Annotated in this window: 5 protein-coding genes and 1 pseudogene; 4 read left to right on the top strand and 2 right to left on the bottom strand. The window is 28.7% G+C overall.

Translation table 11 applies throughout. The features are described 5' to 3' along the window. Positions 1-421 precede the first annotated feature (421 nt). Together RTP52_RS20550 and RTP52_RS11455 are read left to right on the top strand one after the other, a co-directional pair. Positions 422-673: pseudogene (locus RTP52_RS20550) on the top strand (ATP-binding cassette domain-containing protein); the annotation flags it as partial. Positions 674-1,213: 540 nt separating this feature from the next. Next, a complete protein-coding gene (locus RTP52_RS11455; protein WP_312371402.1) occupies positions 1,214-1,639 on the top strand; it encodes a DUF4362 domain-containing protein in 426 nt (141 codons plus the stop codon). Positions 1,640-1,702: 63 nt separating this feature from the next. On the opposite strand, the gene RTP52_RS11460 is transcribed toward RTP52_RS11455, so the two are convergent. Then, positions 1,703-2,254, bottom strand: coding sequence for a hypothetical protein (locus tag RTP52_RS11460; RefSeq protein WP_312371405.1), 552 nt, complete (start codon positions 2,252-2,254; stop codon positions 1,703-1,705). A 62-nt stretch (positions 2,255-2,316) separates the two neighbouring features. Between RTP52_RS11460 and RTP52_RS11465 the strand changes: the two genes are divergently transcribed. Together RTP52_RS11465 and RTP52_RS11470 are read left to right on the top strand one after the other, a co-directional pair. Beyond that, positions 2,317-2,475, top strand: a complete 159-nt coding sequence (locus tag RTP52_RS11465) for a hypothetical protein (protein ID WP_312371406.1) — start codon at positions 2,317-2,319, stop codon at positions 2,473-2,475. Between the two features lie 12 nt (positions 2,476-2,487). Continuing rightward, positions 2,488-3,870, top strand: a complete 1,383-nt coding sequence (locus RTP52_RS11470) for a hypothetical protein (protein ID WP_312371408.1) — start codon at positions 2,488-2,490, stop codon at positions 3,868-3,870. 1,091 nt (positions 3,871-4,961) lie between these two features. Here RTP52_RS11470 and RTP52_RS11475 read toward each other — a convergent pair. Further along, positions 4,962-6,035 (bottom strand): cysteine desulfurase family protein (locus RTP52_RS11475; protein WP_312371410.1); only part of this gene is annotated, 1,074 nt, incomplete at its 5' end.

The following is a 6,035-nucleotide window of genomic DNA, read 5'->3' on the forward strand; positions in this document are numbered from 1 at the left end:
CACACTCGGGACTTGCACCCGCTAGAGCCCGCCCATGGCGGGCAAACTAGAAAAATCAGAGCATCCAGTTACTGAATACTATGATTCTTTTTTGAATAATAATTTATCCAATATTATACTGCAAATTACTCAGAAATGTAATTTAAATTGTAGTTATTGCATTTATTCAGGAAACTATCATAATAGACAGCACGCAAATAAATGGATGTCTGTAGAAACAGCTAAAAAGGCAATTGATTATTCAACACTCTAGAGATTCAAGTTTATTTGCCATTGGGTTTTATGGTGGGGAACCATTATTAGCTTTTGATACAATAAAAGATTGTGTCAAATATGCAGAGGAAAGAGCTGAAGGAAGAGAGATATATTTTAATTTTACTACAAACGGAACCCTGCTTACAGAGGTTTTGTTGAGAATAGTGGTAATAATCTATCTGGCGGAGAACAAAGGAAAATTACAATAGCAAGAGTATATGCTAAGAAATCTCAAATACTAATTTTAGATGAATTTAGTATGAATCTTGATATAGAATCCAATAGAATGGTTTATGAAAGATTACTAGAAGATTACAAAAATAAAACAATTATAATGATTACACATGATTATGATCAATTAGAGAAAATGAATATAGTATATGAAATAAAAGATGGAATACTAGAGAGGGTAAAGTAATATACTGTAAGCGCCTAAGTGTGTCCTGAACACTATAATAGTGTATTCATAAAAGATGAGGGTGCTCCTGTCGAAGGAAGTAATTGTGTTAATATCAATTGCAATTATCTCCTTATTTATTGTATTTTTTAGATTATACTAAATTAAATTATCAAAATTACTACCATGCATTAGGTAAGAAATTTGTTAATTAATCACGAAAGGAAGTAAATCTATTTAAATAGTTTTTAAAGTAAGAAATTTGCTAATAAAATACTATAATAAATCAAATATTTATCACCTAATGTAGATGCTTTACTAAATGAGAATACAATACTATCTTATTTCTGGTAGTTGCCTAAAGTTTAGGTGATACTTTCCTTGATATTCAAAATCTTTGTTAAAATTCATTTTGCTTTATAAATGAATTTAAAATCGAATCATGGTATATGATTACAATTAATTAAATAATTATAAAGAAAGTATCAATGATGCGTTGAACTTCTTATACACATCTCAAATCATTGAGAATAATATATAATAAAAACCCGAGGCATTGGAATGAATTGTAGTAATCCGAAAGAATTTCTCATGTCATTACCTACAGATTATACTGTTGATATGGCATATAAAAACAATGATGTTTTATTAACACCTGAAAGTAGATCATATAATACTGCCAAACTTAATAATTTCATTACCAATGTACAACGTGAAATTCCAGATTGTATATTAATAACCACTTTTGGTATCGATGGCCCTGCTACTACAAGTGTATTAAACTATGACGGAAATTCCTTAACATTTACTTATGATAATTCCCGATATAGCGGAACGCATGATATTAGATCTTTTCTTGTCAAGCGTATTTATACAAAGCTTAGTACGAATGAATTTTCTACTAATCTTATATATTACGCAGAAACTTATGACGGTTATAATTTTCAAATTTTTAGAGATGTGACATTCCACAATAAATCTTATTAATTAATAATAAAAATACCTAGCATTCTAAGAACGGTGCTAGGCATTTTTATTTATAACCCATTATTAATACGGTTTATTGAGATTTAGACGATCAAAATCAAAAGTTGGCGTTTCTCTAAAATATGGACTCTGCGTTACATCATTAACCATCACACTATATATTTTTTGGTTTTCAGCCACTAAATTAGTTATATCTGCCAGCCCCAGAACATGTCCTAATTCATGCACCACTATTTTTTGAACAGTGTTATCATTAAAACCAATTGTAGCAAAATCCCAGTCATCTAATATTATCGTTGCTTTTAGGATAGTTGAGCCACTTGTTATCTTTTTTGTTTCAGCCCACGAATAATTTACTTGTCCATATTTAATTATTGTATCAGCACTATTAATATCATTTGTTATACTAAAGTTAATGTTATTCCCAAAAACAGAAAGCATATTATTCCATCTTTCAATCATAAGAATAATATCTAATCTCCATAATATGTATTGATTAGTTGGTATAGTACTAACAGCTGGAGTACTATCGATATAAATATTTACAACAGACTTATTCCATTTGTTTCCTGATAAATATGGGTCAGATGCAGCACTGACATAAATTATATTCATTAGCTGAGGATTTATTAGCCTATTTTGGTGAGGCATTAGGTTCTAATACACTTGAAATACCTATGCAGTATATAACAAGCACAATAGAGAATTGCTTTAGAAGATTTGGTTGTGATGGGAAAGGTGTATATTTCCCAACAAAGAATGAATGGATGCAGGCTATTAAAGATTCTGGCTATGTTATGGCGGAAAATCTATTTGGAAGCTGTAAAGCTATATAAGGAGTGAAACAAGTGATGTATACGTGGAACACTAATTGGGTAAATCCTTATGAAAGTCCATGGAGTATTATCAATAAATTCATGTTCGCTAATCAAATACATGGTATAGATGCAGCGAGAGAGCTAACCACTACACAATTAAGAGAAATAGATAATTATAGGGCTAAGTATATTCACACAGGAATTGTTTCGAATTATCAATTTAAAGATAATACTTGGTGTATTGGAGATAAATCAATTGTAGATTATGGCATGGAAAATATTAAAAACCTCCTAAAACCACTGTTGTCATTTCAAAATAGATTTATCCGATCAAATAATATTTGTAGTACAGTAATTAAGAAAACACTAAATTATTGTCCTGAATGTATGAAATATGGATATCATTATATATTTCACCAATTTACGTTTCTTGATAGATGTTTGGTTCATAATAAAAAACTTATTAGTACTTGTCCAATATGCAATGAGGAGATTCCATATGCAATTGAATTCCAGTATAATATTCACGCTTATCAATGTAAATACTGTAAAAGCTATTTACTAAGTAATGATAATTTTGAAATTTTATTAAATGAATGGAATAGAGTAGTAGCATATACTAATAGAAGAATACCGTTTAATAACTCTAGTATATTTCCATTTATAATAACAAATAACTTTCAACAGTGCATAAAAGATAACGATATAAATAATGTTTTGAAATCATTATTTTTTAATAAGTCGATTAAAGTTCCGTCAAAGTATACGATAAAAAAATGTATTCATTGGAATGAAATCAATTTTGGTAATGTAATTACACCTAATTTAACCCCCAAAAAAGATATTATAGAATACGCATATGTATATGCATTTCAAAAATTATACCGTCATTTATCTAAATCTCAAAGATTAAAATCAAAACTTAAAAAAGTTGAAAATTATATACTTGTATGTGCATCTAAACCATTAATTAAACCAGAAATTATTGAAAAAGAAATTATATGCTTTGATTTCAATGCAGTTACTTTTTATCTTTGGAAACGAGATATGGAATATGGTCATTACTTAAAAAATGGATACCGAATTAATAGAAGTACCGCATATTCTTACAAATTTAATGCTAATGATGAAATTATAAGTTATCTAGATAAAATTAGAATGTTCTTACCAGAGTTCATAGATGAAGATTGCAAATTTAGTATATTAGTTCATATAGCATTTATTTTATTAAAAAATAAATATTTTGAATGGCAAATCCTAATGAAATACTTAGTAGAAAATTATAATAAATATGAATTAATGGATAAACTAAAAAATATAACATTAAGGAATTTTTCAAATGATTATAACAAGGAATTCTTATTAGTTATAGATACAGCAAAAACTGAATATAAATTATTTTTTGATAATTAGGTTAATATATAAGCCACAGTATAAATTCATACTGTGGCTTATATATTATTATTAGTTTTATTTATCAGCATTCCCTAGATTTTATTTCAAATCTAGAGGAGATATGTTATGATGAATTATGAGTAAAATTAATGAATAATAAGAGTCCCTAATATTTACTTCACAAAGTCCCTAACATTTATTTCAATGGACACCTCGACATCAATGGACAACTGGTTTAAAAGTTACAAATAGTAGTATATCCATTATTGCGCTAAATCCAGGTTTAACGTAATAATAGTAGCATTTAAAATAGGATACCTACTTTTTACCCTTTTTTTGGTTATTCTAAGCAATCTATCTAGTTATCTGCTTTTTTATACTTCTATTGTTCTTTATATGTTCTTACATACGTGTTTCTTATATTAAGATTCACTTCTCTGTTGTAATTATATTTTTCATTTATTCAATATGTTTATTCCTTCAAATATATTTTTATTGATCACATGCCATTTTATTTATGTTATAAAACATATTAACATATGTTACTTAAACTTAATTATTCAGCTATATCGATTATTCCTAAACCCCTTAATCTATGTTACTTGATACTTAATTAAGCGGCCTTTTGTTTATTCCTTAATTCTTCACTTTGTCATAACTTTTTCGATATATTTCATAATTCATCAATTTGTCAATTCATATAACAAATATTCATCAACCCATTTAAATACTTATTATACTTTCATTTATTAATTGATGCTAAATTACGTTATTTTAGCGCATAGCCATGTATTCTTCTTATGCAAATTTTAATATTACAAATCTAGGAACTTTACATTATCTAAAGATTTAACGCAATGTTTGTTAAATTATTGTCAATCTGTTAAAAAGTTAGTAAAAACTTTGCGATGCTTCATTTTTATACTAATTGTTATATATTTATAGTATTGCAAGTTTAAAAAAAGAAAAGAAATTACTTATATATAGTATTCCCTTTTCTTATTCTTCCCAATCAATTAGTGGGTATAATCAATAATTTGAATTATGTCATCTTTCATTACTTGAGTATTAGGGTATAGGAATCCTACTGCAGTTTCTTTAAAAATGCACTAATTATTAATTTTTCTAAATCTCTCAAGTACAATATCAATATCCTCTTTTGTAGTAAATCTACCTAGACTGAATCTGACAGCTCCACGAGCAATATCTATAGGAACATTCATTTCCTTTAAAACTGGTGATATTGAAATTAAACCCGAATGACATGCTGATCCAGTTGATGCGGCAATGTCATCCCCTAATAGTTCTAATATTTCATTACCGTTATAGCCTAAGAAACTAATATTTAACGTATTAGGTAATTTATTATATAAATCTCCATTAGGATGCATCTTTTCTCCGAATATTTCTTTCAAATTCAAGTAAAAATAATTGGTCAATTCCTTAAGGTGATTAGTTTGTAGCGCTATTTGTGCCAATTGGCATGCTTTACCTAAAGCTACGTCAAAAATAACATTTTCAGTACCTGCACGCCTCCCTAGCTCATGTCCTGCACCATGAATCAGAGGTTCAATCGATATTTTTTTGTTGACATAGAGCGCACCAATGCCCTTTGGAGCATACAACTTATGCCCTGCTATGGTTAGAAAATCAACATCTAAATCATATACATCAATTGGTACTTTACCTACTGACTGTGATGCATCCGTATGAACTAATATATTGTGCTTATGACATATCTGAGCAATTTCTTTGATTGGCTGAAGGGTTCCGGTTTCATTATTAGAGTGCATAATGGTGACTAATATTGTTCTATCTGTAATCATTTGTTCTAAAGCCGATACATCAACCATCCCATTTTCCTTGACCGGTAGATAGGAAATCTTATAACCAAGCCGTTCAAGATAATCACATGGATTTAATACAGCTGGATGTTCAATTTTTGAAGTAATTATATGATCACCTTTATGACGGTAACTGTATGCGACACCTTTGATTACGGTATTATTCGATTCACTACCACCGCTGGTAAAGATAATTTCATTTTGTAAACAATGTAAAAGATCTGCAACTTCTGTTCTTGCCTGCTCGACAGCTTGTTTTGCTATCTTCCCATACTCATGACTACTTGATGGGTTACCAAAATTCCCATACATATATGGAAGCATTGCATCTGCAACTTC

The organism is Lachnoclostridium sp. (assembly GCF_031997925.1).
GTDB lineage: Bacteria > Bacillota > Clostridia > Lachnospirales > Lachnospiraceae > Lachnoclostridium.

What these genes read in the sequence shown, in the direction of transcription:
- RTP52_RS11460 (WP_312371405.1), bottom strand. Translation starts at nt 2,254, where the DNA reads ATGAATATAATTTATGTCAGTGCTGCATCTGACCCATATTTATCAGGA.
- RTP52_RS11455 (WP_312371402.1), top strand. Translation starts at nt 1,214, where the DNA reads ATGAATTGTAGTAATCCGAAAGAATTTCTCATGTCATTACCTACAGAT.
- RTP52_RS11465 (WP_312371406.1), top strand. Translation starts at nt 2,317, where the DNA reads ATGCAGTATATAACAAGCACAATAGAGAATTGCTTTAGAAGATTTGGT.